Consider the following 25,526-nt stretch of genomic DNA (forward strand, 5'->3'; position numbering starts at 1 on the left):
GATCGGGCGGCAGCGACTCTTGTGTAAACGCCCCCGGTCCAGCGGCCGCCGGCCCCCCCGCGGCGGTTCGCTGCCCGCACCACCTGGAGCACCACGGTGATCGACGACACGGTCCGGTTGAGCCGGGTCGCCGCGGCGCCCGGCGCCGACGCCCCGGTGTTCGTGGACGGCAGCGGCCGCCGCCGGCGCCGCGTCCGGCGCCTCGGCGCGCTCCTCCTCGTCCCCGCCGTCGGCTACCTCGCCCTGCTGGGCAGCAGCCTGGCCGGCGGACCCGCACTCGGCGTCCCCTTCCTGCCCCAGCCGCCGGCCCGCAGCGCGAGCCCCGCCCCGGCCGGCACCGCGGACGCCGCCGCCGGCAGCGGCGCGACCACCGCTCCCGCCGGGCGCGGAACGGCAGCCGCAGCACCGACCGCCGTTCACGCGACCGCCGCGCGGACCGCCCCGGTCGGCGCCGCCACGAGCGCTGGCCCCGCCCCGGCACCGTCCGCCACCACCCCGCCCACCGCCTCCCCGACCTCCGGGCACGGCCGGCCGACGGCGCCGCCCGGCCACGGCACGTCCAAGAAACCGTGAGCCCGCCACCGTGACCACCACGACCCGCCCGCGCTCCCGCCGGGGCAGCCGCCGCGCCGCCCCCAGGACCCCGCTGCGCACCCACTGGCTGCTGCTCACCGCCCTGGTGCTGACCCTGGCCGCGGCCCTGCTGCTGCAGGGCTACACCCGGCACATGTACGGGACGGCCGCCGACGGCGCCGCCCGGCCCACCGACGGCAGCAGTGCCGTGCCCGCGGACGTCCTCTCCGGCGGCCCGGTCGTCGACGCGTCGGGCGACCGGCCGCGCACCGCCCGCCCGGCGGCCGGCACCATCGCCCTGACCTTCGACGACGGACCGGACCCGCGCTGGACCCCGCAGATCCTCGACGTGCTGCACCGCAACGGCGTCCCCGCCACCTTCTTCGTGGTCGGCACGCAGGTCGCCGACCACCCCGAGCTGGCCCGCCGGATCATCGCCGACGGCCACCAGATCGGCATCCACACCTTCACCCACGCCGACCTCGCCGCCATCGCCCCCTGGCGGCGCAGCCTGGAGCTGCGCGAGGCACAGCTCGCCCTCGCCGGGGCGACCGGGCGGACCAGCGCACTGCTCCGCCCGCCGTACTCCTCCGAGAACGACGCGCTCACCGACGGGACGTGGGACGCGGTGCAGCAGGCCGGCCGGGAGGGCTACCTCACCGTCCTCACCACGCTGGACAGCGAGGACTGGCGGCGCCCGGGCGTGGACCGGATCGTGGCCGGCGCCACCCCGAAGGGGCGGGACGGCCAGATCCTGCTGATGCACGACGCCGGCGGCGACCGCAGCCAGACCGTGGCCGCCCTGGAGGTGCTGCTGCCCCGGCTGAAGGCCGCCGGCTGGAAGTTCGACACCGTCGCGCACGCCGTCGGCGCGGCCGACCCGGTGCACCCCGCCACCACCGCCGACCACTGGCAGGGCCGGGCGCTGGTCGCCGCCCTGGAGACCGGTGACACGGCGCTGTCCACCCTCGACGCCCTGCTCTGGGCGGCGGGCGCGCTCGGCGTCCTGCGCGCGCTGGCCCTGGTCGCCGCCGCCCGGCGGCACAAGCGCCTGCGGTCCCGCGGGTGGGGACCGGCGGTGACGGACCCGGTCTCGGTCATCGTGCCCGCGTACAACGAGAGCGCCGGGATCGAGGCGGCCGTCCGGTCGCTGCTGGCCTCCGACCACCCGGTCGAGGTCATCGTGGTCGACGACGGCTCCACCGACGGCACCGCCGACCTCGTCGAATCGCTGAACCTGCCCTACGTCCGGGTCCTCCGGCAGCCGAACTCCGGCAAGCCGGCCGCACTCAACCTCGGGCTGCGGCACGCCCGCGCCGAGCTGGTGGTGATGGTCGACGGCGACACCGTCTTCGAGCCGGACGCGGTGCGGATGCTGGTGCAGCCGTTCGCCGACCGGCGGGTCGGCGCGGTCTCCGGCAACGCCAAGGTCGCCAACCGCGGCGGCCTGCTGGGCCGCTGGCAGCACATCGAGTACGTGGTCGGCTTCAACCTCGACCGGCGGCTGTTCGACCTGGCCGAGTGCATGCCCACCGTGCCCGGCGCCGTCGGCGCGTTCCGCCGCTCCGCCCTGCTGCGCATCGGCGGCGTCGGCGAGGCCACCCTCGCGGAGGACACCGACCTCACCATGGCCCTGTGCCGGGCCGGCTGGCGGGTGGTCTACGAGGAGCGCGCCAAGGCCTGGACGGAGGCCCCGGCCACGCTCGGCGCCCTGTGGCGCCAGCGCTACCGCTGGTGCTACGGCACCCTGCAGGCGATGTGGAAGCACCGCGGCGCGCTGCGCCAGCGCGGCCAGGCCGGCAAGCTCGGCCGGCGCGGACTGCTCTACCTGCTGGTGTTCCAGGTGCTGCTGCCGCTGCTCGGCCCGGTCGTGGACGTGTACGCCCTCTACGGCCTGGTCTTCCTCGACCCCGTCCGGATCACCGCGCTGTGGGCCGGGTTCATGGCGATGCAGACGGCACTGGCCGCCTACGCGTTCCGCCTGGACGGCGAGCGGCTCGGCCCGCTGTGGAGCCTGCCGCTCCAGCAGTTCGTGCACCGGCAGCTGATGTACCTGGTGGTGGTCCAGTCGGTCTTCACCGCCCTGGCCGGTTCGCGGCTGCGCTGGCAGCGGATGCAGCGCTACGGCACCCTCCGCGTGCCGCCGCCCGCATCGCACTGACCTGGGGCCCGGCGCCGTGCCGCTATGGTGCACAGAGCACGAGGCGGACCGGAGCCCCGGCCGACGGACCTGAGGGGAGCGGTTCCCGGTGATCGGAAGAGCGCTGAACGGGCGCTACGAGCTGGTGGAGATACTCGGCACCGGCGGCATGGCGACGGTCTACCGCGGCGTGGACCGGCAGCTCGGCCGCCAGGTCGCGGTGAAGGTGCTGAACGGCGGCCTCGCCGACGACCCGCGCTTCGCCGAGCGGTTCGGCCGCGAGGCCCAGCACGCCGCCATGCTGGTGCACCCCCGGATCGTCATGGTCTTCGACTCCGGTGTGGACGAGCAGTCCCCGTACATCGTCATGGAACTGGTCCAGGGCCGCACCCTCGGCCGGGTGCTGGCGGAGCAGGGCGCGCTCCCGGTGGACCGCGCGGTCGGCATCGCCGCCGCCGTCTGCGAGGCACTGGAGGTCGCGCACGCGGCCGGCCTGGTGCACCGCGACGTCAAGCCCGGCAACATCATGATCACCGACGACGGCGGCGTGAAGGTCGTCGACTTCGGCATCGCCCGCGCCGGCTCCTCGGGCGCCCAGCAGCTCACCCAGACCGCGACGGTGCTCGGCACCGCCGCCTACCTCTCGCCCGAGCAGGCCACCGCCGCCGCGCTGGACGGCCGCTCCGACCTGTACGCGGTTGGCTGCGTGCTGGCCGAGATGCTCACCGGCGAGCCGCCGTTCGCCGCCGAGACGCCGGTGGCGATCGCCTTCAAGCACGTCACCGAGCAGCCGGCGCCGGTCTCGGTCCGCCGCGCCGGCATCCCGCCGGCACTGGACGTCGCGGTGATGCGGCTGCTGGCCAAGCAGCCGGCCGACCGTCCGGCCACCGCGGCCGCCGCCCGCGCCGAACTGCTCGCGGCCGTCCCGGTGGCGGCCACCGCCGACCGCACCGCCGAGCTCCTCGGCTCGGCCACCCAGGTCCTGCCGCCGGTCGCGGCGACGGCCGGATTCGCGTCCGGGCCGTCCTTCGGCGGGCAGCCCTACGCGGAGCAGCACCGGACCTCGGTGCTGCCGCCCACCCTCCCGCCGATCGAGCGGCCGTGGGAGGACGAGGAGCCGGAGCGCCCGGCCGGGCGCAGCCCGTGGCTGCTCGCCGGCGCCGGCGCGGTGGTCGTCGCGGGTGTCGCGGCGGCGGCCGTGTTCGCCTTCGGCGGCCCGAACGGCCACGGCACGGCCGCGGCGGCCACCACCACCACCGCGCCGCCGGCCCCGACCTCCTCGGCACCGGCCCTCCCGAGCCCCTCGGCGAGCACCGACGACCCCAGCCCGTCCCCGACCGGCAAGCCCGGCCCGGTCCTCCAGCTCGCCCAGCTGCGCCAGGACGTCGCGTCGACCGACATGCCGAAGGACCGCGAGCGCAAGGCCGTGCTGCTCGCCCTGCTCGACGACGCCGGGCGCGCGGCGGCCGGCCAGCGGCCGGGCGACGCGGCCTCCCGGCTGCGCAGCGCCCAGAAGGTCGTCCGCGACCTCGCCAAGCGCCACGACATCGACGGCGGCACCTCGCAGGACTGGCAGTCCCGGCTCTCCTCGCTGATCGGCACGATGGACCGCCAGTCCAAGCAGCAGGACGACAACGGCTGACCTCACCGGCCCGGGTCGGCCGGGTCCGGCCGGGCCACGGCGCGGCTGTGCAGCCGCCTGGTGACCGCGGCGGCGCCCGCGGTGAGGAAGACCAGGTTGTAGAAGATCTGCAGCATCACCACCACGCGGGCCTCCTGCCCGGCGGGGGAGACATCGCCGTAGCCGACGGTCGACAGCGTGGTCACGGTGAAGTAGAGCGCATCGATCTTGGTCTGCAGGCCGTTGAACTGGCCGCCCCGGGCCAGGGCCTGGTACGCGGTGGCGAACACCACCACCGACGCCGCGCTCAGCAGCACGATGACCAGGGCCGGCCGTCCGGGCCGGCCGGCCAGCTCCGTCAGGACCTGCCGGATCAGCGCGGCGGCGAGCAGCAGCAGGGCGACGGCGAACGCCGTCCAGCTGAGCACCGGGTGGTGCGGCCCGAACGCCCCGAGCGGCACCACCACCCAGAGCACCAGCATCAGCAGCGGGCCGCCGGCCAGCACGCCGAGCACCCACGGCTCGTGCGGCCGCGGCGGGGCGGGCGGCGCCGGGAACCCGCTCACGTGGCACCGCCCCACGGGGGCGCGGCCGGGGCACGGTCGTCGAGCGGGCGGTCGTCCAGCAGTTCGAGGCCGGCCAGCACGGCCAGCAGGGCCAGCGCGAGGCCGACCACCACCAGCGCGGTGGGACGGCTCCAGAGCAGCAGGGCCAGCACCGCCCCGGCCACCGCCGTCCAGCAGAGCGCGGCCTTGGAGCGGTGGACGAAGCGGCCGACCGGGCCGAGCCGCAGCCCCAGCCGGCCGGCGTACCCGCGGACGCCGCCGAGACCCTCGCGCCAGAAGCCGCGGACGGCCGAGGCCCAGCGGCCCGGCCCGGTCAGCCAGCCGCCGAGCGCGACGAGCACCCCGAGCGCGACCACCACCCGGACGGCCTGCCGCAGCGAGCGCACCAGGGTGTCGTACACGGCGGCGGCCGCGGCCTGGTCGACGCCCGCCGGCAGCCGGTCCAGGTAGAGCGCCCGGAAGGCGGTCAGCCCCAGGCCCAGCCCCAGCGTGCAGGCGGGGGGGGCCCCGGGGGCGGGGGCCCCGGCCCCGGGCACGCCGAGTGGTGACCCTTGCCGGGCGGCGCACAACCGCTGTGTGCGGCCGACCCATTGGGCGGCGGCGCTCCCCGTCCCTAGCCTGTGCCGACGCGCGGGCCGTCCGGGCCGCCGTGGTCCCGTCCGCGGCGCCGCCGCCGGCATCGCCCGCACGACCGCAGTCCAGCACCTCCATCCCCGCGGGCCCTCGGCCCGCTCTCACCCGAGACGGTGGCCCCCGTATGTCCAGACCGTGGACACCCGCCCATGCGCCGGAGCGCCTCCCCGGCATCGTCGGCACCAGCCTCCTCGGCACCACCATCGAGTGGTACGACTTCTTCGTCTACACGATCGCCTCCACGACCGTGCTGGGGCCGCTGTTCTTCCCCGCCTCGGACCGCCTGACGGGCGTGCTGCTCTCGCTGCTGACCTACGCCGTCGGGTTCGTCGCCCGTCCGCTCGGCGCGGTCGTCTTCGGCCACTTCGGCGACCTGTACGGCCGCAAGAAGCTGCTGGTCGTCAGTCTCATGTCGATGGGCGGGGCGACCACGCTGATCGGCTGCCTGCCCACCTACACCACGGTCGGCGTCGCCGCCCCGGTGCTGCTCACCGTGCTTCGCCTCCTGCAGGGCTTCGCGCTCGGCGGCGAATGGGCCGGGGCGGTCCTGATGATCTCCGAACGCGCCGCACCCGGGCGCCGGGGATTCCTCTCCTCCTGGCCCCAGGGCGGCGCAGCCCTGGGATTCGTGCTCGCCGCGGGCTCCATGACGGCGATGAACGACGCATGGGGGCCGGCGGTGGTGCAGGACTTCGCCTGGCGCCTGCCCTTCCTGGCCTCGTCCGTCCTGCTCTCGGTGGGGGTGTGGATGCGCATCCTGGCCGCGGAGTCCCCGTTCTTCCGGCAGGCGCTCCAGGACGCCCGTGCCAGGGAGGCCGCCACCGGGCTGCGGGAGCCCCATCCGGTGCTGGGCGTCCTGCGGTTCCACCGCCGCGAGCTGCTGGCCGCCGCCGGGATCCGCATCGCGGAGAACGTCTCGTTCTACGTCGTCGGCACCTTCGTGATCACGTACGGCGTCACGGTCCTCGGCCTGGCTCAGCGGACGGTGCTCGACGCCGTCCTCATCGCCGCCGTCGTCGAGTTCGCCCTCACTCCGCTCTTCGGGGCACTGTCCGACCGCGTGGGCCGGCGGCCGGTCTTCCTCTTCGGCGCGCTCGGCACGGCCGTGTGGGCGTGGGCCTTCTTCGCCCTGGTCGACACCCGCAGCTTCCCGCTGATCGTGGCCGCCACCACGGTCGGCCTGGCCTTCCACAGTGCGATGTACGCACCGCAGGCCGCCTACGTGTCCGAGCTGTTCGCCACCCGCGTGCGCTACACCGGTGCATCGGTCGGCACCCAGTTCGCGTCCCTGGTGGCCGGCGCACCGGCACCGCTGATCGCCGTGGCGCTGCTGGGCCGCTACCGCGCCTCCGCACCGATCTCGCTCTACGTGACCGTCTGTTGTGCCGTCACCGTGGTCACGGTGCTGTTCGCCCGGGAGACCCGGCACCGCGATCTGGCGCGCATCCCGGCCGGGCCGACGCGGCACCGGCCGTCGCGCCGGTCGGCGCCCGCCGGCCGGCCCTGACTCCGTCGCACGACGAACGGCGGCGGGGCGGGGCGTCCCACCGTGCCCCGCCCCACCGCCCTTCGCTGCGCCCGCACCTCCGGCGCCGTACCGGCACCGGACGGGCCGACTCACACGCCGACGGCCTCCGGGAGCAGCAGCGGGGCGTCGGTGGCGGCGACCACCTCGTCCACGCCGGTGCCGGGGGCGACCTCGACGAGCCGCAGGCCGTCCGGAGTGACGTCGATGACGGCGAGGTCGGTGATGATGCGGTCGACGACGCCGCGTCCGGTGGCCGGCAGGCTGCACTCCCGGACGATCTTCGGTGTGCCGTCCTTGGCCGTGTGCTCCATGACGACGATCAGGCGCCGGGCACCGTGGACGAGATCCATGGCGCCGCCCATGCCCTTGACCATCTTGCCGGGAATGGTCCAGTTCGCGAGGTCGCCCGCGACCGAGACCTGCATGGCCCCGAGCACGGAGACGTCGATCCGCCCCGCGCGGATCATGCCGAACGAGAAGGCGGAGTCGAAGTAGCTGGCGCCCGCCTGGACGGTGACCGTCTCCTTGCCCGCGTTGATCAGATCGGGGTGCTCGTCCCCGTCGTACGGGTACGGGCCGACGCCGAGGATGCCGTTCTCCGAGTGGAGCACGACGTGGATGCCCTCCGGGAGATGGTTGGGGATCAGGGTCGGCAGCCCGATGCCGAGATTGACGTACTGTCCGTCGCGCAGTTCCCGGGCGGCGCGGGCAGCGAGCTGGTCACGGGTCAGGGCCATCGTCAGTTCTCCAGGGAGGCGGCGGGGCGGACGGTACGGCGCTCGACCCGCTTGTCGGTGCGGTCGGCGGCGACGATCCGGTCGACGTAGACACCGGGCAGGTGGACGGCGTCGGGCGGGATCTCCCCGGGCTCGACGATCCGTTCGGCCTCGACCAGGGTGACCCGGCCCGCCATCGCGCACAGCGGGTTGAAGTTGCGGGCGGCGGAGTGGAAGACCAGGTTGCCGTGGCGGTCCGCGACCTCGGCCCTGACCAGGGCGAAGTCGGCGGTGATCGCCTCCTCGAGGAGGAAGCGGCGCCCGCCGAACTCGCGCACCTCCTTGGCCGGGGATCCGACCGCGACACTGCCGTCCGGGGCGTACCGCCAGGGCAGGCCGCCCTCCTCGACCAGGGTCCCGACCCCGGCGGGGGTGAAGAACGCCGGGATGCCGGCGCCCCCGGCGCGCAGTCGCTCGGCCAGCGTGCCCTGCGGGGTGAGTTCGACCTCCAGCTCACCGGTGAGGTACTGGCGGGCGAACTCCTTGTTCTCACCGACGTACGAGGAGGTCATCCGGGTGATCCGGCCGGCCCTGAGCAGCAGGCCCAGGCCCCAGTCGTCCACGCCGCAGTTGTTGGACACCACTGCCAGGTCCGAGGTGCCGGCCTCGGCCAGTGCGGCGATCAGGGTCGACGGGATGCCGCACAGACCGAAGCCGCCGACCGCCAGTGTTGCGCCGTGCGGGACGTCCGCGACCGCCTGCGCGGCCGACTCCACCACCTTGTCCATTCCGTTGCCTTCCGTGTCGGATCGATCGGTGCCCGCGTCCGATGCCGGAGAGCTGGGCCTTCTCACCCTCCCGAGCGGGCACCGGGGCTGTCCATGTCGGTCCGCGCCACGGGAAGGGCACGAGATAGGGGTCGCACCCACATACCGGGCGGGTCCCGCTGCTCCTACGTTCTGGCAACCAGAGAGCCCACCCCCAGCACCTCACGAACCGGAGCCGGTCACCATGCGCCCCACCAGCAGAGGTCCCATCAGATCGACCTACCTGTCCGCACTCTCGGTCGTCGCGGCGACCGCCCTGCTGGGCGGCTGCGCGGCGGCGGGTACCGCGGGCTCCGCCCCGTCCGGGTCCGCCGCGGCGGGGGCGCCGGTCAAGGTGGGGCTGATCTACTCCCGCACCGGCCTGCTGGCACCGTACGGCGCCCAGTTCGAGCAGGGCTTCAAGGCGGGTCTCGCCTACGCCACCCACGGCACCGGCAAGGCGGCGGGCCACCCGATCGAGGTCACCGAGCAGGACGACGCGGGCGATCCGGCGAAGGCCGTCGCCGCGGCCAAGGACCTGATCGGCAAGGGCACCGCGATCCTCGCCGGCACCACCGACTCCGGCGTCGCCCTCCAGATGGCGCCGCTCGCCGCGCAGAACAAGACCCTCTACATCAGCGGGGCCGCGGCGACCGACGCGCTCACCGGGATCAACCGGTACACCTTCCGGTCGGGCCGCCAGTCGTACCAGGACATCCTCACCGCCGGCACCATCCTGGGCGACGTCAAGGGCAAGAAGATCACGGTGGTCGCCCAGGACACCGCCTTCGGCCAGGCCAACGTCGCGGCGGTGAAGGCCGTACTCGGCGGCGGGGGCGCCACCGTGAGCTCGGTGCTGGCCCCGCCCAGCGCCACGGATCTCACCCCGTTCGCCCAGCAGGTCAAGTCCGGCGGCCCCGACCTGGTGTTCGTCGCCTGGGCCGGGGCGACCGCGTCCGCGCTGTGGACCGCGCTCGACCAGCAGGGCGTGCTGGACTCCGGCAAGGTCGTCACCGGCATGGGCGGCACGGCCGCCAACCAGGTCTTCGGGGCGGCCGGCGGCAAGATCTCCTTCCTCGCCCACTACTTCCCCGGCGCCGGCGGCAACAACGCCGTCGAGAAGGCGATGACCGACGGCATCGTGCAGGCCGGCGGCAAGCCCGACCTGTTCAGCCCCGACGGCTTCACGGCCGCCCAGCTGGTCGTGCACGCCATCGAGTCCGGCAGCGCCACCGACACCGACGCCATGGTCAGGGCCCTGGAGGGCTGGAGCTTCGACGGCGTCAAGGGCCAGGAGCAGGTCCGCGCCGCCGACCACGCCCTGCTGCAGCCGATGTTCCAGGCCAAGCTGAACGGCACCGCGCCGGCGCTGGTCGCCACCGAGCCCTCGACGGCGGTCGCCCCTCCGGTGAAGACCATGGCGGGCTGACCGGATGACTCCCACGACAGCACCTCGCGGTGCCGGGGAGGGGGACGCCGGGGCGGTCTCGACCGCCCCGGTCCTCCGGCTCACCGGTCTGGGCTGGGCGGTCGGCGGTGCAACCATCCTCGCGGACGTCACCCTGGACGTCCTGGAGGGTGAGTTCCTCGCCTTCATCGGCCCCAACGGGGCCGGGAAGACGTCGCTGTTCAACCAGATCAGCGGACTCAATCCGGCCACCTCCGGCCGTATCGAGCTCGACGGGCGCGACATCACGGGCCGGCCGCCGCACGCCCGCGCCCGGTCCGGCCTGGGACGCACGTTCCAGACCTCCAGCCTCTGGCCGGGGATGACCGTCGCCGACCACGTCCGCCTCGCCGCCCAGGCCGCGCTCGGCGGCTCGTACCGGATCTGGCGCCGGGCCCGTGGCTACCCGGAGCAGGTCGCACACGCCCTGGAACGCACCGGGCTGGCCGGGCGGGCGGACGCGGCGGCGTCCTCGCTGTCGCACGGCGAGAAGCGCAAGCTCGAACTCGCCGTGCTGCTGGTCGGCGAGCCGCGCGTGATGCTGCTGGACGAGCCGATGGCCGGGGTCAGCGCCGAGGAGGTCCCGGCGCTCACCGAGCTGATCCGTTCCCTCCACCGCGACGAGGGACGCACCATCCTCATGGTCGAGCACCACATGGACGTGCTGCTCGGTCTGGCGGACCGGGTCGCGGTGATGCACCACGGCACGCTGCTCGCCCTGGACACACCCGACGCCGTGATGGCGGACCCGACCGTCCAGCAGGCCTACCTCGGGGAGGCACTGTGAACCTGCTGACCGTACGCGACCTGCGCGTGGTGATCGCCGGGCGGCACATCGTCCACGGCGTCGACCTGGACGTCCCCGCGACCGGGGTCACCGCCCTCCTCGGCCGCAACGGGGCGGGCAAGACCACCACCGTGCGCGGCATCCTCGGGCTGCTTCCGCGCACCGGCAGCGTGCTGCTCGGGGACGAGGAGACCGTGCACCTGGACACGCACCGGCTCGTCCGGCGGGGCATCGGCTACGCACCCGAGGACCGCGGCATCTTCGCCGGCCTCACGGTCGCCGAGAACCTCCGGCTCGCCGAGCGGACGCCGCAACCGGCCTACGAACTGGTGCACGAGCTCTTCCCCGAGCTCGAGCGACGCGCCCAGCAGCCCGCGGGAACGCTCTCCGGCGGCCAGCAGCAGATGGTCGCCGTCGCGCGCACCCTGCTCAACGGCAACCGGCTGATCATCGCGGACGAGCCGACCAAGGGCCTCTCGCCGAAGGTCGTGGCGGAGGTCGCCCAGGCCCTGCAGCGCGCGGCCGAGGCCGTGCCGGTGCTGCTGGTCGAGCAGAACCTCGCCGTGGTGCGCCGCCTCGCCTCGCACTGCGTGGTCATCGCCGACGGCCGCACGGCCCACCGCGGCCCGGCCCGGGACCTGCTCCGCGACGGCGAGGCCGCTCGCAGGCTGCTCGGCGTCGGACGGCACGAAGCCGCGACCGAGACAACGTCGACCTCGCCGTCCACCGCTGCCGCGGCCGGGCGGGAAGGAGAATCCTGATGGCCACCGTCGCCCTGCTCACCGCCACCGGCCTGGGACTCGGCGCCCTCTACTTCCTGGTCGCCGCGGGTCTCTCCCTGATCTTCGGCCTGATGGACGTCCTCAACTTCGCCCACGGTGCCCTGCTCTCCATCGGCGCCTACGCCACCTGGTGGGCCGCCTCCGGCAATCTGCCGGGGGCGGGCTACGGCGGCGCCGGGTTCGCCCTCGCCGTCGGATTCGGCACGGCGGTGGGCACGGTCGCCGCCGTGCTGCTCGAACTGGCCCTGATCCGGCCGCTCTACGACCGGCCGCGGGAGCAGATCCTCGCCACGGTCGGCGTCAGTCTGGCCGTTCCGGCCCTGCTGTCCGCCGTCTGGGGGACGGACGCCCACCCCTTCCCCGGGCCCGAGGCCCTGGGCGGGACCTTCCCGCTGCTCGGCGCCCGCATCCCCGTCAACCGGCTGGTGCTCATCGCCGCGGCCGTCCTCGTGCTGGCCGCGCTCAAGCTGTTCTTCGGGCGCACCCGCCACGGACTGGTGGTCCGGGCCGGCGTCGAGGACCGGGCCATGGTCACCGCGCTCGGGATCGACGTGCGCAAGGCGTTCACCCTGGTCTTCGCGATCGGAGGTGCGGCCGCCGCCCTCGCCGGAGCCCTCGGCGGACTCTACTTCGGCTCGGTCGACCCGACCCAGGGCACCTCACTGCTGATCTTCGCGTTCGTCGTGGTGGTGACCGGCGGGATGGGCTCCGTCACCGGGGCCGCCGTCGCCGCGGTGGCCGTCGGGCTGGTCCAGCAGTTCGCCAACTACTACACCGCCGCCGGGCTCGGCGACCTCTCGGTCGTCGTCCTGCTGGCCGCCCTGCTGCTCGTCAGGCCGCGTGGGCTCACCGGGAGGCTCGCGTGACCACCACCACCGCACCGCTCACCGACCGCACGGCGGCCCCTCCGGGCCCGCGGCCGCGCCGGGTCACCCGCTGGTGGCCGGCGGCGCTGCTGCTGGTCCTGCTGGTGGCGCCGTACAGCGCACTGCCGCTCCCGGGCCTGCTGGACGGCCCGATCGGCAGCCCGGGCAGCCTCCAGCTGATCGCCCTCTGCCTGGTGTTCGGCGCCCTCGCCACCGGCTACGACCTGCTGCTCGGCCGCACCGGACTGCTCTCCTTCGGCCATGCCCTGTACTTCGCCACCGGTACCTACGCCACCGACCTGCTGATGCTCCGTCTCGGCCTGCCGTTCCCCGCCGCTGCGGTGCTCGGCCTGCTGTGCGGCGCACTGCTGGCCGCCGTGCTGGGCTCGGTCAGCCTGCGGGTGACCGGGATCGGCTTCTCCATGGTGACGCTGGCCTTCGCCCAGGCCGGATCGATCCTGGTCGAGCGCAACCCCGGCCGGATGACGGGCGGTGAGGAGGGGCTGGCCGCTCCGGCCGCGCGGCTGCCCGCCTCGCTGGTGGGCATCGGCAACACCGCGAACCTCTACTGGATCGCCCTGGCCTATCTCGTGCTGACGCTCGGCGTGGTGCACTGGGCGGTCCGCTCGCCGACCGGCCGGGTCTGGGAGGGCATCCGGGAGAACGAGCGGCGCGTGGAGGTGCTCGGCCTGCGGCCCTACGGCTTCAAGCTCACCGCGTTCGTCCTCGCCGGCACCCTCGCCGCCCTCGGCGGGATCGTCTACCTCCTGCTGACCGGGGGCGCGACCCCGCAGACCACCACCTCGGACTTCACCCTCTCCCTCCTGGTCATGGTGGTCCTCGGCGGGTCGGGCAGCCGTTGGGGGCCGCTGATCGGCGGTGTCCTCTACACCTGGGCGAGCCACCGCCTGGGCGACGTCGCCGGCTCCGGCGCGGTCGCGGACCTGCCCGCGGTCCTGCGGGTGCCCCTCTCCCAACCCCTGTTCCTGCTCGGCGCCCTGTTCGTCGCGGTCGTCTACCTGCTGCCCGGCGGCGTGGCCCGGCTGCCCGACCGGATCAGGACGGCCCGGACGAAGTCCGCCACGGCCGGCGCCGCCCGACCGCAGACACCAGCGAAGGACTCCACCGCATGAGCCCGACGAACACGACCGACAGCCGGCCCTCCGACACCGGGACCGCGTACGAGACCCTCCGGGTGCCGGTCGCCGGCGGGGAGCTCACCGCCCTCCGCTGGCCCGCGGAGCACCCCGGTGCGCCGACGGTCGTGGCCCTGCACGGCATCACCGCCAACGCGCTGTCCTGGGCCCGGGTCGCCCACCACCTCCGGGGGCGGGTCACCCTGGTCGCCCCCGACCTCCGCGGCCGGGCCGGCAGCAACGGGATCGAGGGCCCGTACGGGATCGGGGCCCATGCGGACGACGTGGTCGCCCTGCTCGACGCCCTCGGACCGGAGCGTGCCGTCGTGACGGGCCACTCCATGGGTGCGTTCGTCGCGGCGCTCGCCGCGGCGCGCCACCCGGCCCGGGTGGCCTCCCTCGTCCTGGTGGACGGCGGCATCGGGTTCCCGGCGCCGGCGGGCCTGGCCGGGGACGAGCTGATCACCGCCGTGATCGGTCCCGCCATGCGCCGGCTGTCGATGACCTTTCCGGACCGCGAGGCCTACCGCTCGTTCTGGCAGGCGCATCCGGCGTTCACGGCGGTCTGGTCCCCGTGGGTCGACGCGTACATCCAGCGCGACCTGGAGGGCGAGGAGCCGGCGCTCCGCTCGTCCTGCCGGATCGACGCGGTTCGCACCGATGGTGTCCAGCTGTTCGACCCCGAGGTGCTGGGCGCCGTCCGGCGACTCGACTGCCCGGCCGAACTGCTCTGGGCCGAACGAGGGTTGATGGACGAACCGCAGGGCCTGTACGACGAGGAGCGGCTCAGGTCGGCTGGCGTCGCCGGCGTCGTCCCGATCCGGGTGACGGGGACCAACCACTACACGATCCTCGTCGCCGATGCCGGGGCGCAGGCCGTCGCCGGCCGCATCGTGGCGGCCACGGAGCGGCCGGTCCCACCTGGACGGTGAGCCGCCGTCCGTGCTCACGGCTGCCGTGCCAGGAGATGCAGACGCAGCGCCAGCTGGAGCTCCAGCGCCCGGTCCGGTCCGTTCCATCCGCTGCCGATGAGGGACTCGATCCGGTCGAGGCGCTGGACCACGGTGTTGACGTGGAGGTGCAGTTCGTCCTTGGCCCGGGTCAGGTTCCTGCCGCAGGCGAAGTAGGTGCCCAGGGTGCCCACCAGGTCGGTCCCCCGGCGGGCGTCGTAGTCCAGCAGCGGGCCCAGCGTGGCCCGGACGAAGCCCTCCACGTCGTGGCCGTCGCCGAGCAGGACGCCGAGGAAGCCGAGGTCCGCGGCCGACGCGCCCTCACCCGCACGCCCCAGGACGCGCATGGCCCGCAGGCAGCGCAGGGCCTCCTCGTGCGCGGCTGCCAGGCCGGCCGGTCCTGCGGCGGGCCCGGCGGCGGCCACCGTGACCGGCGCACCCGTGAGGTGGGCCAGCTGGTCGGCGGCAACGCGGGCCGCCTCGCCCGGGGCCGTGCCGTCGTCGGGGAGCAGGACGACCACGGCGTCGCCGTGCTCGGCGCTGACGCCGGCGCGGCCGAAGAGGTGCTGCAGGCCCGCGGCGCCCAGCTTGGCCCTCGTACTGAGCCCGGAGTGGGCCACGAGTACCAGGTGCGGGGCGTCCAGGTCGGTGCCGAGTCGGCGTCCCCGGTCCACCAGGCCCGCGGGATCGCGGTCGGGGGTGGTGAGCACCTCGGTGAGCAGCTCACCGCGGACGCGGTTCTCGGTCTCCGCGACCGTCCGGCGCAGCAGCAGGAGGAGGGCGGTGACCACACTGGCGCGCTCGAAGAGCCGACGGTTCGCGTCGTCGAGCTCGGGGTGGTCGAACAGGACCAGGCTGCCCAGGAGTTCGGAGCCGGCCAGCACGGCGCACGCCCAGTGCCGGCCGAGCGGGACGGCCCGACCGGCGGCGCGCGAGCCCGCGCCGGCCGCGACGACGGCGTCCGGTTCCAGGTCGGGTCCGCCGTCGGATCGGGCCAGCGGGTGTCCTGCGGCATCGTGGACGGCGATCGGGCTGCCGAGGAGTTCGGCGACGGCGGCTGCCACGTCGACGGTCGCGCCGCCGCGCAGCACCAGGTCGGTGAGGCGGTCGTGGGCCTGCTCGGCGTGCTGGATCGCGGTGGCGTGCTCCCGGATGACGGCGTTGGCGTCGGCGAGCTCGGCCAGCGCCGCACGGGTGTCGGCGAGGGCGCGGGCGGTGTCGATGGCGATCGCGGCATGGGCGGCGAGTGAGCTCAGCAGGGCCACCTCGTCGGGCGAGAAGCTTCGCGGGGTGCGGTCGGCGGCGAACAGGACGCCGATGACCTTGCCGCCCTCGGTGCTGCTGGAGCCGAGCAGGAGGGGAACGCCCAGGATGGCGACCAGGCCTTCGTCCAGCACGCCCGCGTCGATGACGGTGGTGTGGTCGAACCGCCCGTCCGTACGGTAGTCGGGGGAGGCGTAGGGGCGGGCCGTCTGCGCGACCAGGCCGCCCAGCCCCTTCCCGAGCGCCACGCGCAGTCCCTGGAACAGCGGGGAGACCGAGCCGTCGGTGACCCGCATGTAGGTGTCGCCGGCCTGCTCGTCGGGCAGCGTGAGGTAGGCGGTGTCGGTGCCCAGCAGCTGCCGCGCGCGGCGGACGATGGACTTCAGGACGGCATCGAGGTCGCGCAGTGCGGCGAGGTCTCCCGCGGTGTCGAAGAGTGCGGTGAGTTCGGCCTCGCGGCGGCGGTGCTGCCGCAGCGTGCGGTGGACGCGCAGGGCCAGCCAGGCCGCCTCCTCGATCTCGGCGAGTTCGTGCGGCTGTGCGCCCTCGGCGCGGGCGTGCGCTGCGGAGCGGCTGAGGTCCTCGGTGGTGGCGCCGTTCGCCAGGAGTTCCAGCAGGCGGCGGAGAGCGGTGGTGACGGTGCGGTCGGGCATGGTCGCTGCAATCGTCGCACGGAGGAATGGGGGATGCAGGCCTGCCCGGTCGGGCCGGAGGGACGGCTGACCGGGCAGGCTGCTGTGGGGAGTTGCGGGTCAGGCACCCGCGGTGGTGGGGGCGAGGTCCTCCCGGTCGGCCGCCGGGGCGGCGCCGCCCGAGCTGGGCACAACGGCGGCGAGGTCGCGGCCACGGGTCTCCTTGGCGAAGAGCAGCGCGAGGACGGTGATCACCGAGGCGATGCCGACGTAGACGGAGATGGGCGAGGAGGTGCCGTACGAGGAGAGCAGGGCGACGGCAATGAGCGGAGCCGGCGCACCGGCGGCGACCGAGGCGAACTGGGCGCCGATGGAGGCTCCGGAGTAGCGCATCCGGGTGCCGAACATCTCGGAGAAGAACGCCGCCTGGGGTGCGTACATCGCGCTGTGGAAGACCAGGGCGACGGTGACCGCGAGGGTGATCATCCCGAAGCTCCTGGTGTCCACCATCGCGAAGAACGGCCAGATCCAGATGCCGACACCCACCGCACCGAAGAGGTAGACGGGCTTGCGGCCGATGCGGTCGGAGAGCGCGCCGAACATCGGGATGAGGCAGAACTGGATCGCCGAGGCGATGAGGACGGCGTTGAGGGCGGTCTGCTTCTCGACCTTCAGGTGGCCGACGCAGTAGGCCAGGATGAACGTGGTGATGACGTAGTACGAGATGTTCTCCGCCATCCGGGCGCCCATGGCGACCAGGACGTCCTTCCAGTGGTGGCGCAGCACGGCCAGCATCGGCGCCTTGGCGGCGGTCTCCTCGGCCTTGCGGGACTCCTGGTTGGCCAGTGCCTGCTGGAAGAGCGGGGACTCCTCGACCGACAGGCGGATCCAGAGGCCGACGCCGACCAGTACGGCGGAGAGCAGGAACGGGATGCGCCAGCCCCAGGCCAGGATCGCGCTGTCGGACTGCACGTCGGCCAGCAGGGTGAGCACGCCGACGGCGAGCAGGTTGCCGAGTGCCGCACCGCCCTGCGGCCAGGAGGCCCAGAAGCCGCGGCGCTCGGGGTCGCCGTGCTCGGAGACGAGCAGGACGGCGCCGCCCCACTCGCCGCCGAGCGCGAAGCCCTGGACGACGCGGAGCGCGGTGAGCAGGATGGGCGCGGCGACGCCGATCGAGTCGTAGGTGGGCAGGCAGCCGATCAGCGCGGTCGCACTGCCCATCATCAGCAGGCTGACGACCAGGAGCTTCTTGCGCCCGAGGCGGTCACCGAAGTGGCCGAAGACCAGGGCGCCGATGGGGCGGGCGGCGAATCCGATCGCATAGGTGAGGAAGGACAGCAGGGTGCCGGTCAGCGGGTCGGACTTGGGGAAGAAGAGCTTGCCGAAGACCAGGGCGGCAGCGGAGCCGTAGAGGAAGTAGTCGTACCACTCGATCGTGGTACCGATGAGGCTTGCGCCGACGACGCGGGCGAGCTTGCCCGGTCTGGCAGGCGCGTTCACAGCACTGGGAGCGCTGGCCATGGTGTCACCGTCTCTTGGGGGTTGGGTGGTGCGGACCTCCGGGCGGGTGGGCGCCCGCCCGGCGGCGATCGGGGGTGACGGCTGGGGGGCCGTCAGTGGGCGGTCCAGCCGCCGTCCAGGGGCAGCGAGGTGCCGGTGACATAGCCGCTGTGCGGGGAGCAGAGCCACAGCGCGGCCTGGGCGACCTCGTCCGGCTCGATCAGCCGCTTGATCGCGGAGCGCTCCAGCATGATCTGCTCGACGACGTCCTGGGCGGGGATGCCGTGGGCGAGCGACTGCGAGGCGATCTGGTTCTCCACCAAGGGCGTTCGCACGTAGCCGGGGTTGACGCAGTTGCTGGTCACGCCGTACGGCGCGCCCTCCAGGGCGACCACCTTGCTGAGCCCCTCCAGGGCGTGCTTGGCGGCGACGTAGGCAGACTTGAACGGGCTGGCCCGCAGGCCGTGGACGGAGGAGACGTTGATGATCCGCCCCCATTCCTGCGCGTACATGTGGGGCAGCGAGCGCCGGATGATCCTGAACGGCGCCTCGACCATCACCCGCTGGATCAGCTGGAAGCGCTCCGGCGGGAAGTCGTGGACCGGTGCGACGTGCTGGATGCCGGCGTTGTTGACCACGATGTCGGCGTCCTCCGGCAGGCCGTCCACGGCGACCGGGTCGGACAGGTCGACCACCAGCGCGGTTCCGCCGCACTCCTCGGCCACCGCCTTCGCCGCCTCGGCCGCACGGTCCACGACGTAGACCCGGGCACCGGCTCCGGCGAATCCGAGTGCGCAGGCCCGGCCGATCCCGCTGGCCGCTCCGGTCACCAGCACGGTGCGCCCGGCCAGGAAGCGCGCGGGAGTGCCGGGCTGTTCAGTGGCCGGTCCGAGGCGGAGTCCCGGCGTCTGGGTGCTATCCATGACCGGTCACGGTAGAGACGGCAAAGGCCCCGTCCCATGTCCACCGGGACCACAGTGCCCGGCCGCGATGTGGCCCGGTGGCCCATACCGCTCGTGACGGCCGTTCCCGCAGGGTGGGCGGCCGGCGCCCGCCCGATCCGGAGCTCCGGCACCTGCCCCCCCGTCGCGGGCCGTTGGGCCGTCCGCCGGTCCCCCGGGGCCGACCGGCCCGGGCGGCGCCGACGCCGGCGGGCGAAGACTGGGAACCGACGGATCCGGACCGGATCGGGCGGCCCGCGGTGCGGGCGGGCGTCGTCGCCCGCCGCGAACACCCACCGCTCCGCCCGCGACCCGGCGGCCACCGGCGGCGTGCCGAGGGAAGTGAGACGCGATGCAAGCCCTGATCGTCTACGAGAGCATGTACGGCAACACCCACGAGATCGCCGAGGCGATCGCCGAGGGAATCCACGAGGCCCACCCGGACGCCTCGGTCCAGTGCCTGACCGCCGTCGAGGCCGACGCCGACCGGACGCGCACGGCCGATCTGCTGGTGGTCGGCGGCCCGACGCACATGCGCGGCATGTCCAGCGGGATGAGCCGCCGGATGGCCGTCTCGGCCGAAGCCCGGAAGGAGGGCCACGAGGAGCAGGCCCAGGAGGCGGCCGACACGGCAGAGGGACCGGGGCTGCGCCGCTGGTTCCACGACCTCCCCGACACCGAGCCCGGCACGTACGCCGCGGCGTTCGACACCCGCCTGGAGGGCCGACTCGCCGGCGGAGCCGCCGAGGGCATCGCCCAGCGGCTCTCGCACCACCACTACGACGTCACGGTCGAGCCCGAGGGCTTCATCGTCGAGGACGCCGACGGGCCGCTGCGGGCGGGCGAGATCGAACGCGCGAAGGCCTGGGGCTCCGCCCTCGTCTGACCGCCGGTCCCGGGACCGACACCGGTCGGCCCCCGGTGGTCGTCACGTCCGTTCGGCCACCAGCCGTCCCGCCTGCTCGCGCACACCGGTGCCGAGTTCCGCGCAGGCGGCGGTGAACCGTTCGCGGATCCACTCCCACTCCTCGCCGTGTGCCAGGCGGGTGCGGCAGTGGCCGAGCCGCAGGGGCACCGCCTCCACGCGGACGGGCGCGAGCCGGGCACGGTCCGGCCCGTCGAGGGTCACCAGGAACAGGAGTCCGAGGTCGTTGCGCAGCACCGGATGGACGGCGTAGTCGTCGACGAAGTCGCCCATGTCGTACAGCACCCGGTCGCCGGCCCCGTGGAAGACATGGGCGGAGTGTCCGGCGATCAGCGTCGCTCCGGCGGCCAGGAGTTCCGGTGCCGCGGCGCGGACGTGCGGCGGCGGACGGGAGGTCATGTTGGGTCCCCAGTGCGGGGTGACCAGCACGGCGTCGGCGTGCCGTGCGGCCCGTGCCACCAGGGAGCCGAGCCAGCCGGGCACCCCCGCGCGGAGCCGGGCCCACGCCACGCCGGGACGCTGCTCGCCGGCCGCGTACTCCTCCGGGTGATCCGTGACGGCGACCACTGCCAGCCGCACCCCTCGGGCCTCCAGCACCGTGAACTCCCTTGCCGCCGTGACCTCCTGCCCCGCTCCGACGGTGCGGACACCGGCCTCCTCCAGCAGCGCGCAGGTGTCGGCGAGAGCATCGGCGCCGTAGTCCAGGGCATGGTTGTTGGCCAGGGTCACGCAGTCCACACCCAGGTCGGCGAGGGCTCTCGCGGCGGACGGCGGTGCACGGAAGAAGTACAGCTTGTGCGGATTCGGCCACCGCGCGCCCCGGCCGGAGATGCAGCACTCCAGATTGAGCACCACGAGGTCGGCCTCCGCGAGCGCCTCCCGCACGCCCGCGGAGAACAGCGTCCCTCCGTCCGGCGAGTGCCGCAGTTCCTCCGCGACGGCACGGCCGAGCATCGTGTCGCCCGCCAGGGCCAGAGTCAACGCCATCGTCCTGCCCGCTCCACTGCGCGGGGTCCGCCCGAAGGCGGGTGGCCGCGCCGCCCCTCACGCACCGGTCTCTTCGGCGGCAGGGGACGGCGGTCGGCGCCGGAAGGTGTCCTGGCCGATCACGGTGGCCTTCCACGCCTCGTCCGGGTCCGTCGCGGTCGTGAACAGCCAGCCCGCAATGATGCGTTGCTCTCCCGGCAGCCACTGACCGCTCCAGCTCGTCACCGAGGCGGGCCCGCCGTACTCGTCGCGCCAGGCGACCGTCCACCCGAGCGCGATCCCCGCAGCCGTGGTGCCCACGTCGAACTGCCCGACGAGGTCACGCCGGCCGCCCGGCCCGGCACCGGGAGTGAACGTACCGGTCAGCCGACCGGCCGGATCGGCCGCCAGCTGCAGGTGCGAGCCGAATTCGTTGTACCAGTCACCTGCAAGTTCCTCGCTCACAGCCACTCCTCGTGTTCCACCGGCGGCATGCCGAGTCGCCGCACCGGGTGCCGTCCCCCGGCTCCGTGATGGTGCTCCGTACTCCACTGTCTGCCGTATCCCATCGGACGGCACGTCGCGGCGCCGCCCGGCGCCGGCCGGTGCCGAGGCCCGGCCCGGCGCCGCACCATGGGGCCGTGGGGGGGCCCCCCGCGGGCCGCCGCGCGGGGGGGCGCTCACTAGGACCGGGCCCGGGCCCCCCCGACGGGCGGTCGCCGGCGGCGGCCATCGCGGCAGGTCACCGCCGCTGCGCCGCGGCCCGGGCGGGCGGCCGCGGGCGTCCGCAGGGAGTACGGCGCACCGCCACCTGGACCAAGCCGGGCGCTCAGCGCTCGATGTAGGACTCCAGGCCGCGCAGGAACACGTCGAGCTTGAACGCGAAGCGCTCGTCGCCGTCGCCGGTGGTCATGGACTCCGCCATCGCACTGATCCGCGGGAAGCGGTCGGGCGGCAGCCGGCGGAAGTATCCGCGGACCTCGGTGAAGTACGACTCCAGGTCGACTCCGCGGTTGATCTTCGCGGTGTAGATCGAGGCCTCGTAGGCGTCCGCGTCGATCAGCTGGCCGAGGCCGTCCAGTGCCCAGGCGGCGACCCGGTCCGGGATCCCGGCACCGATCATCAGCTCGAGCATGAACTCGGCGGGGAGCAGCTTGTTCGGGCCGACCGGCATGCTGCCGAGCGAGACCACCGTGATGTCGCGGTGCGCGGTGTAGACCCGCTGGGCCTCCCGGCAGACCTCGGCGATCTGCTCCTTCCAGCGCTCCGGCTCGGGCCGCTCCGGCAGCCGGATCTCGCCGGAGATGTGCTCCAGCATGAGTTCGAGCAGCTCGTCCTTGTTGGACACGTGCGCGTAGAGCGAGGCCGGCCCGGTGTCGAGCTCCTGGGCGACGGCGCGCATGGTGACCCCGGCCAGGCCCTCGCGGTCGAGCACCCGGACGCCGGCCTCCACGATGCCCTCCCGGGTCAGCGGCTGCCGGGGGTCGGTCCTGCGCGCCTTGTGCCAGGGGACGGTCGGCATGTCCGCGTACCGGTCCGAGGCCACGACCAGCTCCTTCCGCAGGCGTCGGGGGTGGGCGGGCGCGTCGGTCCGCTCGCCCGCGCTGCGTCACACCCGGCGACGAACATCGTATCCGGAACGAACACCGTTCGCGATCACCACCCTAATCGGCTTGACGGAACAGGGATCGCTCCGTAGAACAGTGTTCGTCACGCAAACACCGTTCCACGCTGGAGAGCCCGCTCATGACCGACACCCCCACCCCCTACCGATGGCGGTGGGCCGCACTGTTCGTGGTCCTCGCCGCAGAGGTCATGGACCTCCTCGACTCCCTGGTCACCAACATCGCCGCCCCCTCGATCCGCGCCGACATCGGCGGCGGTGAGAGCACCATCCAGTGGCTCGGCGCGGGCTACACGCTCGCCATGGCCATCGGCCTGATCACCGGCGGGCGCCTCGGCGACATCTTCGGCCGCCGCCGGATGTACCTGGTCGGCGCGGTCGGCTTCACCCTGGGCTCGATCGCCTGCGGCCTCGCCCAGGCCCCGGACCAGCTCATCGCCGCCCGCGTGGTGCAGGGCCTGCTCGGCGCGGTCATGCTGCCGCAGGGCCTGGGCATCCTCAAGGACATCTTCGACGAGAAGGAGCAGGCCGCGGCCTTCGGCATGTTCGGCCCGGTGATGGGCCTGTCCACGGTCGGCGGCCCGATCCTGGCCGGCTGGCTGGTCGACGCCGACCTCTGGGGCTCCGGCTGGCGCATGATCTTCCTGATCAACATCCCGCTCGGCCTGTTCGCGATCGCCGGCGGCCTGGCCTTCCTGCCCGAGTGGAAGAGCTCCCGCGCCGTCCGCCTCGACCTGGTCGGCGCGGTGCTCGCCGCGATCGCCTCCGCGCTGATGGTCTACCCGCTCGTCCAGGGCCGCGAGCACGGCTGGCCGGCCTGGGCGTTCGCCCTGATGGCGCTCTCCGTCGCGCTCTTCGCCGGCTTCGCTCAGTACGAGCGGCGCACCGCCGCGAGCGGCCGCGACCCGCTGGTCGAGCCGAGCCTGTTCCGCAAGCGCGGCTTCAGCGGCGGCATGGTCCTCGGCCTGGTCTTCTTCTCGGCGATGACCGGCTTCTGGCTGACCTTCAGCCTCTACACCCAGATCGGCCTGCACTACTCGCCGCTGAAGGCGGGCCTGGCCGGCATCCCGTCCTCGATCGGCATGGTCGTCGCCTTCATCACCTCGCAGGCCCTCGCCCGGTTCGGCCGCAAGGTCATGCACGGCGGCCTGATCGTCATGGCGCTCGGCGTCGGCGGCGTCATCCTCACGCTCGGGATCAACGGCGCCACGGTCACCCCGTGGGAGCTCACCCCGGCGCTGGCGGTCACCGGCCTCGGCATGGGCTTCGTGATGGCGCCGTTCTTCGACACCGTGCTCGCCTCCGTCGAGCCGCACGAGACCGGCTCCGCCTCCGGCACGCTCACCTCGGTGCAGCAGCTCGGTGCGGCGCTCGGCACCGCGATCCTCGGCACGGTCTTCTTCGAGCGGATCAAGGACGGCTCGTTCGTCCGCGCCGAGCAGTTCACCCTCGGCGTCGAGATCGCCATGCTGGTGGTCGTCTTCGCCGCCGTCTTCCTGCTGCCCCGGCACGCCCGGCCGCAGCACGAGGGCGAGGGCGCGGTGACGGAGGAGACCGAGCAGGTCCCCGCCTGACCCCGCCCCGCGGCACGGAGCCGGGACCAAGGTCCCGGCCGCACAGGACCGACGCCCCGGAATACCGCGGTGGCTCCTACGCCACCCTGGGAGTCCGGGGCGTTCGCCGTTCCCGCGCCCGCGGCGGCGACCGCTGCCGTTTCCCGACCGGCCGAGGAGCCCGAGTCCCCGTGTCCGACGAGCTGATCGCCCACCGGATGGTGGACGCCTTCTTCGCCACCTGCCACGACTGCGGGCACCCCGCCGACCCCGACTGCCACCCCCGGGCCGTCTGGCGGCTCTACTGCCACCTGGAGCCCGACACCGTCGCCCGGGTCCGCTCCTGGGCACTCGACCCGCTGCGCCACCCGATGGGCATCGCCGACCGCACGCTCCTGCTGAGATGGCTCGACGCCCGCGAGCGGTGACCCCGGGCGTCTACGATCGATCCCGTCCGGTCCGCGCGACGGCCCGGGCTCGCCGCGGCCGCCCGGCTCCGCCGCACCACCGGGGCCGGTCCGTCCGCCCTCATCCTCGGGAGTGACCGCCGTGCACGTCGGATTCATCGGCCTGGGCACCATGGGCCGCGAGATGGCCCGTCAGCTACTGGAAGCCGGACACCGGGTGACGGTGTGGAACCGCTCGCCCGAGGCCGTCCGGGCGCTGGTCGGCCACGGCGCCGAGGCGGCCGGCTCGCTCGCCGCCGTCCTGGACGCCGAGGCGGTGGTCTCGATGCTGGCCGACGACACGGCCGTCGAGTCGCTCCTGCTCTCGCCGGAGCTGCTGGCCGGCGCCAAGGCCCGGGTGCACGTCAACATGGCGACCGTCTCCCCCGCGCTCGCCCGCCGCGCCGCCGACCTGCACGCCGGCCACGGCGTGGGCTACCTCGCGGCGCCCGTGATGGGCCGCCCGGACGCCGCCGCGGCCGGGAACCTCGCCGTGCTGGCCGCCGGCGACGGTGCGCTGCTGGACTTCGTCCAGCCGCTCTTCGACGCCATGGGCCGGCGCACCTGGCGGCTCGGCGACCGGCCGGAGGCCGCCAACATCGCCAAGATCAGCGCCAACTTCATGCTGATGTCGGCCGTGGAGGCGCTGTCCGAGGCCACCGCGCTCGGCGAGGCCAACGGCCTGGCCGCCGCCGACCTGCTGGACGTGCTGACCGGCACGGTCTTCCCCGGCCCGGTCTACTCGGGCTACGGCGCGATGATCGCCGAGCGGCGGTACGAGCCGGCCGGATTCCGGCTCGCGCTCGGCCTCAAGGACGTCGGGCTGGCCCTGGACGCCGGGGCCGGCAGCCGGGTGCCGATGCCGCTCGCCGGGGTGCTCCGCGACGCCCTGCTGGAGTCCGTCGCGCACGGCGAGGGCGACCGCGACCTCGCGGCGCTCGGGGAGAGCGCCCGCCGCCGGGCCGCCCTCCCGCGGCCGGACCGGACACCCTGACCCTGCCCGGGGGGGGCCGCCCCGGCGCCCGCGGGCCCCCGCCCGGCGCGCCCGGGCCGCGCGCGACCCCCGCCGAGGGGCGCGCCCCCACGCGCACCCCCGCGGGGGCTCTCTGAGGCGCCGCCGCGCGG

At 74.3% G+C, this 25,526-nt stretch carries 24 protein-coding genes; 14 read left to right on the forward strand and 10 right to left on the reverse strand.

The features are described from left to right. The first annotated feature begins 96 nt into the window (after nt 1–96). The 3 genes from ACFV0G_RS10235 to ACFV0G_RS10245 all read left to right on the forward strand — a co-directional run bounded on the left by ACFV0G_RS10235 (nt 97) and on the right by ACFV0G_RS10245 (nt 4,355). Nucleotides 97–573: a hypothetical protein gene (locus ACFV0G_RS10235; RefSeq protein WP_380544726.1), complete on the forward strand. Its 477-nt coding sequence runs from the start codon at nt 97–99 to the stop codon at nt 571–573. Between the two features lie 10 nt (nt 574–583). Continuing rightward, nucleotides 584–2,734: a bifunctional polysaccharide deacetylase/glycosyltransferase family 2 protein gene (locus ACFV0G_RS10240; protein ID WP_380544729.1), complete on the forward strand. Its 2,151-nt coding sequence runs from the start codon at nt 584–586 to the stop codon at nt 2,732–2,734. Between the two features lie 88 nt (nt 2,735–2,822). Next, nucleotides 2,823–4,355, forward strand: a complete 1,533-nt coding sequence (locus tag ACFV0G_RS10245; RefSeq protein WP_380544732.1) for a protein kinase — start codon at nt 2,823–2,825, stop codon at nt 4,353–4,355. Nucleotides 4,356–4,357: 2 nt separating this feature from the next. Here ACFV0G_RS10245 and ACFV0G_RS10250 read toward each other — a convergent pair whose 3' ends face one another. Both ACFV0G_RS10250 and ACFV0G_RS10255 read right to left on the reverse strand, forming a co-directional pair. Continuing rightward, nucleotides 4,358–4,900: a potassium channel family protein gene (locus ACFV0G_RS10250; protein WP_380544735.1), complete on the reverse strand. Its 543-nt coding sequence runs from the start codon at nt 4,898–4,900 to the stop codon at nt 4,358–4,360. Next, nucleotides 4,897–5,436 (reverse strand): hypothetical protein, encoded by a 540-nt coding sequence (locus ACFV0G_RS10255; RefSeq protein ID WP_380544738.1) that lies wholly within the window; start codon nt 5,434–5,436, stop codon nt 4,897–4,899. The genes ACFV0G_RS10250 and ACFV0G_RS10255 overlap by 4 nt, the downstream gene beginning before the upstream one ends. A gap of 221 nt (nt 5,437–5,657) precedes the next feature. Here ACFV0G_RS10255 and ACFV0G_RS10260 point away from each other — a divergent pair, with 221 nt between their 5' ends. After that, the gene (locus ACFV0G_RS10260) at nt 5,658–7,040 is read left to right on the forward strand and encodes an MFS transporter (RefSeq protein ID WP_380544741.1); all 1,383 of its coding nucleotides are present in this window, start codon (nt 5,658–5,660) and stop codon (nt 7,038–7,040) included. A gap of 110 nt (nt 7,041–7,150) precedes the next feature. Here the strand turns inward: ACFV0G_RS10260 and ACFV0G_RS10265 are convergent, their stop codons facing one another. Further along, nucleotides 7,151–7,798, reverse strand: a complete 648-nt coding sequence (locus tag ACFV0G_RS10265) for a CoA transferase subunit B (RefSeq protein ID WP_380544744.1) — start codon at nt 7,796–7,798, stop codon at nt 7,151–7,153. Between the two features lie 2 nt (nt 7,799–7,800). Then, a complete protein-coding gene (locus ACFV0G_RS10270; RefSeq protein WP_380544747.1) occupies nt 7,801–8,565 on the reverse strand; it encodes a CoA transferase subunit A in 765 nt (254 codons plus the stop codon). Nucleotides 8,566–8,788: 223 nt separating this feature from the next. Here ACFV0G_RS10270 and ACFV0G_RS10275 point away from each other — a divergent pair, with 223 nt between their 5' ends. From ACFV0G_RS10275 to ACFV0G_RS10300, 6 genes are read left to right on the forward strand one after another with little or no spacing between them, the layout of a single operon-like run. After that, nucleotides 8,789–10,012, forward strand: coding sequence for a substrate-binding domain-containing protein (locus tag ACFV0G_RS10275; RefSeq protein WP_380544750.1), 1,224 nt, complete (start codon nt 8,789–8,791; stop codon nt 10,010–10,012). A gap of 4 nt (nt 10,013–10,016) precedes the next feature. Continuing rightward, entirely contained in the window at nt 10,017–10,817 is an 801-nt protein-coding gene (locus ACFV0G_RS10280; protein ID WP_380544753.1) for an ABC transporter ATP-binding protein, read from the forward strand. Further along, entirely contained in the window at nt 10,814–11,578 is a 765-nt protein-coding gene (locus tag ACFV0G_RS10285; protein WP_380544756.1) for an ABC transporter ATP-binding protein, read from the forward strand. The genes ACFV0G_RS10280 and ACFV0G_RS10285 overlap by 4 nt, the downstream gene beginning before the upstream one ends. After that, the gene (locus ACFV0G_RS10290; RefSeq protein WP_380544759.1) at nt 11,578–12,465 is read left to right on the forward strand and encodes a branched-chain amino acid ABC transporter permease; all 888 of its coding nucleotides are present in this window, start codon (nt 11,578–11,580) and stop codon (nt 12,463–12,465) included. Before ACFV0G_RS10285 ends, ACFV0G_RS10290 begins: the two co-directional genes overlap by 1 nt. After that, entirely contained in the window at nt 12,462–13,598 is a 1,137-nt protein-coding gene (locus ACFV0G_RS10295; protein WP_380544766.1) for a branched-chain amino acid ABC transporter permease, read from the forward strand. Before ACFV0G_RS10290 ends, ACFV0G_RS10295 begins: the two co-directional genes overlap by 4 nt. Beyond that, nucleotides 13,595–14,533 (forward strand): alpha/beta fold hydrolase, encoded by a 939-nt coding sequence (locus ACFV0G_RS10300; RefSeq protein ID WP_380544769.1) that lies wholly within the window; start codon nt 13,595–13,597, stop codon nt 14,531–14,533. The genes ACFV0G_RS10295 and ACFV0G_RS10300 overlap by 4 nt, the downstream gene beginning before the upstream one ends. Before the next feature lie 14 nt (nt 14,534–14,547). On the opposite strand, the gene ACFV0G_RS10305 is transcribed toward ACFV0G_RS10300, so the two are convergent. The 3 genes from ACFV0G_RS10305 to ACFV0G_RS10315 all read right to left on the reverse strand — a co-directional run bounded on the left by ACFV0G_RS10305 (nt 14,548) and on the right by ACFV0G_RS10315 (nt 18,869). Further along, nucleotides 14,548–16,467, reverse strand: a complete 1,920-nt coding sequence (locus ACFV0G_RS10305) for a helix-turn-helix domain-containing protein (protein WP_380544772.1) — start codon at nt 16,465–16,467, stop codon at nt 14,548–14,550. Nucleotides 16,468–16,566: 99 nt separating this feature from the next. Beyond that, entirely contained in the window at nt 16,567–17,967 is a 1,401-nt protein-coding gene (locus ACFV0G_RS10310; protein WP_380544775.1) for an MFS transporter, read from the reverse strand. A gap of 92 nt (nt 17,968–18,059) precedes the next feature. Continuing rightward, nucleotides 18,060–18,869 (reverse strand): 3-hydroxybutyrate dehydrogenase, encoded by an 810-nt coding sequence (locus ACFV0G_RS10315; protein WP_380544778.1) that lies wholly within the window; start codon nt 18,867–18,869, stop codon nt 18,060–18,062. Nucleotides 18,870–19,239: 370 nt separating this feature from the next. On the opposite strand from ACFV0G_RS10315, the gene ACFV0G_RS10320 reads away from it, so the two are divergent. Then, complete coding sequence (locus ACFV0G_RS10320) at nt 19,240–19,773, forward strand: flavodoxin family protein (RefSeq protein WP_380544781.1); 534 nt, start codon at nt 19,240–19,242, stop codon at nt 19,771–19,773. 42 nt (nt 19,774–19,815) lie between these two features. Here ACFV0G_RS10320 and ACFV0G_RS10325 read toward each other — a convergent pair whose 3' ends face one another. The 3 genes from ACFV0G_RS10325 to ACFV0G_RS10335 all read right to left on the reverse strand — a co-directional run bounded on the left by ACFV0G_RS10325 (nt 19,816) and on the right by ACFV0G_RS10335 (nt 22,324). Next, complete coding sequence (locus ACFV0G_RS10325) at nt 19,816–20,799, reverse strand: CapA family protein (protein WP_380544784.1); 984 nt, start codon at nt 20,797–20,799, stop codon at nt 19,816–19,818. Between the two features lie 57 nt (nt 20,800–20,856). Next, nucleotides 20,857–21,243 (reverse strand): avidin/streptavidin family protein, encoded by a 387-nt coding sequence (locus ACFV0G_RS10330; protein WP_380544787.1) that lies wholly within the window; start codon nt 21,241–21,243, stop codon nt 20,857–20,859. 364 nt (nt 21,244–21,607) lie between these two features. Further along, a complete protein-coding gene (locus ACFV0G_RS10335; protein ID WP_380544790.1) occupies nt 21,608–22,324 on the reverse strand; it encodes a TetR/AcrR family transcriptional regulator in 717 nt (238 codons plus the stop codon). A gap of 200 nt (nt 22,325–22,524) precedes the next feature. Between ACFV0G_RS10335 and ACFV0G_RS10340 the strand changes: the two genes are divergently transcribed. From ACFV0G_RS10340 to ACFV0G_RS10350, 3 genes are all read left to right on the forward strand, one after another. After that, a complete protein-coding gene (locus tag ACFV0G_RS10340) occupies nt 22,525–23,976 on the forward strand; it encodes an MFS transporter (RefSeq protein ID WP_380544793.1) in 1,452 nt (483 codons plus the stop codon). Between the two features lie 170 nt (nt 23,977–24,146). Then, on the forward strand, nt 24,147–24,383 hold the full coding sequence (locus tag ACFV0G_RS10345) for a hypothetical protein (RefSeq protein WP_380544796.1): 237 nt from the start codon (nt 24,147–24,149) through the stop codon (nt 24,381–24,383). Between the two features lie 121 nt (nt 24,384–24,504). Beyond that, a complete protein-coding gene (locus ACFV0G_RS10350) occupies nt 24,505–25,395 on the forward strand; it encodes an NAD(P)-dependent oxidoreductase (protein WP_380544799.1) in 891 nt (296 codons plus the stop codon). Nucleotides 25,396–25,526: the final 131 nt, after the last annotated feature.

The organism is Kitasatospora sp. NPDC059571 (assembly GCF_042735675.1).
In the GTDB taxonomy this organism is placed as follows: Bacteria; Actinomycetota; Actinomycetes; order Streptomycetales; family Streptomycetaceae; genus Kitasatospora.

Bases quoted from the DNA above. Each gene is read 5' to 3' on its own strand.
- ACFV0G_RS10305 (WP_380544772.1), bottom strand. From the start codon at position 16,467: ATGCCCGACCGCACCGTCACCACCGCTCTCCGCCGCCTGCTGGAACTC.
- ACFV0G_RS10300 (WP_380544769.1), top strand. From the start codon at position 13,595: ATGAGCCCGACGAACACGACCGACAGCCGGCCCTCCGACACCGGGACC.
- ACFV0G_RS10315 (WP_380544778.1), bottom strand. From the start codon at position 18,869: ATGGATAGCACCCAGACGCCGGGACTCCGCCTCGGACCGGCCACTGAA.
- ACFV0G_RS10265 (WP_380544744.1), bottom strand. From the start codon at position 7,798: ATGGCCCTGACCCGTGACCAGCTCGCTGCCCGCGCCGCCCGGGAACTG.
- ACFV0G_RS10290 (WP_380544759.1), top strand. From the start codon at position 11,578: ATGGCCACCGTCGCCCTGCTCACCGCCACCGGCCTGGGACTCGGCGCC.
- ACFV0G_RS10280 (WP_380544753.1), top strand. From the start codon at position 10,017: ATGACTCCCACGACAGCACCTCGCGGTGCCGGGGAGGGGGACGCCGGG.
- ACFV0G_RS10340 (WP_380544793.1), top strand. From the start codon at position 22,525: ATGACCGACACCCCCACCCCCTACCGATGGCGGTGGGCCGCACTGTTC.
- ACFV0G_RS10270 (WP_380544747.1), bottom strand. From the start codon at position 8,565: ATGGACAAGGTGGTGGAGTCGGCCGCGCAGGCGGTCGCGGACGTCCCG.
- ACFV0G_RS10320 (WP_380544781.1), top strand. From the start codon at position 19,240: ATGCAAGCCCTGATCGTCTACGAGAGCATGTACGGCAACACCCACGAG.
- ACFV0G_RS10275 (WP_380544750.1), top strand. From the start codon at position 8,789: ATGCGCCCCACCAGCAGAGGTCCCATCAGATCGACCTACCTGTCCGCA.
- ACFV0G_RS10325 (WP_380544784.1), bottom strand. From the start codon at position 20,799: ATGGCGTTGACTCTGGCCCTGGCGGGCGACACGATGCTCGGCCGTGCC.
- ACFV0G_RS10310 (WP_380544775.1), bottom strand. From the start codon at position 17,967: ATGGCCAGCGCTCCCAGTGCTGTGAACGCGCCTGCCAGACCGGGCAAG.
- ACFV0G_RS10260 (WP_380544741.1), top strand. From the start codon at position 5,658: ATGTCCAGACCGTGGACACCCGCCCATGCGCCGGAGCGCCTCCCCGGC.